Genomic DNA, 2,136 nt, shown 5'->3' with positions numbered 1-2,136 from the left:
TTTTTTCATTTGGTAAATTTCTTAATGTTTATGGCTAAACGACAACCGTCATCCCGCTACTTGTTAGCGGCTGAGATACCGCGGCGGCATGACGTAGGACTGCTGTCATCCCAGTGCTTGACACTGGGATCCAGTTGAGCTATTTCAACAAAAATACTGCATTTGAGATGAACGTTCCAGACTTATTTATAAATATAACAATTAAAGTCTGGATTCCAGCGTCAAGCACTGGAATAATATCGTTTACTATGTCTATATTACAATATTTGTGCAGTTGTGTGTCAACTACTTTTGTGGCACCGTTTGTTATTCAATCTTTATGCTAGTTTTACTAAAAATTATAGTATTTTGGGTATAATTGCAATATCTAAATTTAAGGTATAGAGATGAACCCTAGGAAAGTTTTTAATATTCTTTTTATAGTATTATTTATTTCTTTTTCTCATGTTGGGAGTGCTGCCGCTGACACTAATACTGATACAACTGCTCAAGTAATATGTAACATTATTGGCTACGTTTGGGGAATAGGCGGACCGCTTATGACCGTAGTGATAATAGGTGCAGCTTTGCTTGCGATATTTGGTAGAATGCCATGGCCAGCTCTTTTTGCACTCGGTATATTTTGTGCTGTATTTTTCGGTGCTAAAACTATCGTCATAAAAGTAATGGGTGGTATAGGCGGCACTGGAAATACTTCTTTGATGGACCAATGCGGAACAGGAGACACAAAAAAGAACTATTTTTTTCTAAAACAGACCTGATGCACGGCTTCAACTATATCTTCCACTTGCGGTAATGCTTTTTTTTCTAGATTTGCAGCGTAAGGTAAGGGGATGTCCTTGCCAGTTACACGTACAACTGGAGCATCAAGGTAGTCAAATCCTTGTTCCATAACAACGGCTGACAGCTCTGCTCCTATTCCTGCAAATGGCCATCCTTCTTCTACACTAACTAACCTATTAGTCTTCTGAATAGAGTTAATAACAGTTTGAGTGTCAAGTGGTCTTAAGATTCTGAGGTCAATAACTTCAGCTTCTATACCTTTACTCGAAAGTAAATCTGCTGCATTTAAGGCATCCATTAATTTTAATGAAAAAGCAGTGATAGTTACATCCTTTCCTTCCCGTATAACAGCAGCTTTGCCTATCTCAAGTAGATAATCTTTGTTTGATAGCTCAGAGTCAGAAACTTCATGCTCATGTCCATAAGCTATTTCGTTTTCTAGAAATATTACCGGATTAGGGTCACGAATTGCAGCTTTAAGCAGACCTCTGCAATCTGAGGCAAAATAGGGTGCTATTACTTTTAACCCCGGTATATGCGAATACCAAGCTGCAAAGCATTGAGAATGTTGTGCAGCAACTCTTGCTGCAGCGCCATTTGGTCCACGAAATACTATAGGGCATCCAAGTTGTCCGCCTGACATATAATTTGTTTTTGCTGCGGAATTCACAATTTGGTCAATAGCTTGCATAGAAAAATTAAAAGTCATAAACTCGACTATTGGCTTTAATCCAGCAAATGCCGCTCCAACAGCAAGGCCAGCAAATCCATGTTCGGTAATAGGCGTATCAACTACTCTGTTTTCTCCAAACTCTTTCAGTAATCCTTTCGTTACTTTATAAGCACCATCATACTCTGCAACTTCTTCACCCATGATAAGCACATCAGAGTCGTTTTGCATTTCTTCTCTAATTGCTGTGCATAAAGCTTCTCTTACACTTAAGGTTGCCATTTATAAACTTTTATAGACTTTAACTAAAGTAACTATATCAGAATTACTGGGGGTAAGTAAAGTGTACAAATTAAGTTTTACAAACATCATGACCAACTCATTCCAAAAAAAAATCTTCTCACGCTTGCTGGTTTTGGTTGCTAAAAATGATTGTATTGCTTGTGTTTTTAATAATATATACTGCTAAGTTAATAATAATTCACTTGGGAATAACAGAAAAATACATGATAATTTTATATTTCAAATAGAATAAAATCCTTTTTATTGATACTGTCTTTTTTTGTAAAAAACATTCCTAACTTTTCCACCACTTTTTCTGGCTAAGGTCAGTATAACTTTTGCTTGAAATAACTGTTTATATGGTGCAATTTACAGCTTTTAGTTGCTAAAATTATAACTCT

Annotated in this window: 3 protein-coding genes; 2 read left to right on the top strand and 1 reads right to left on the bottom strand. The window is 36.5% G+C overall.

Annotated elements, in window-relative coordinates; translation table 11 throughout:
- Window positions 1-113: 113 nt before the first annotated feature.
- A complete protein-coding gene (locus tag OZD62_RS01135; RefSeq protein WP_167513691.1) occupies window positions 114-326 on the top strand; it encodes a hypothetical protein in 213 nt (70 codons plus the stop codon).
- A gap of 60 nt (window positions 327-386) precedes the next feature.
- Window positions 387-761 carry a TrbC/VirB2 family protein gene (locus OZD62_RS01130; protein WP_006279664.1) on the top strand — a complete coding sequence of 125 codons (375 nt, stop codon included), beginning with the start codon at window positions 387-389 and terminating at the stop codon, window positions 759-761.
- On the opposite strand, the gene OZD62_RS01125 is transcribed toward OZD62_RS01130, so the two are convergent.
- A complete protein-coding gene (locus tag OZD62_RS01125; RefSeq protein WP_275019253.1) occupies window positions 737-1,735 on the bottom strand; it encodes a pyruvate dehydrogenase complex E1 component subunit beta in 999 nt (332 codons plus the stop codon). The two genes, OZD62_RS01130 and OZD62_RS01125, sit on opposite strands and share 25 nt — an antisense overlap.
- Window positions 1,736-2,136 lie beyond the last annotated feature (401 nt).

The organism is Wolbachia endosymbiont of Drosophila seguyi (assembly GCF_028981765.1).
Lineage (GTDB): Bacteria > Pseudomonadota > Alphaproteobacteria > Rickettsiales > Anaplasmataceae > Wolbachia > Wolbachia pipientis.
The sequence above is the reverse complement of the archived record's forward strand: the minus strand, read 5'-3'. Positions and strand labels throughout refer to the sequence as shown.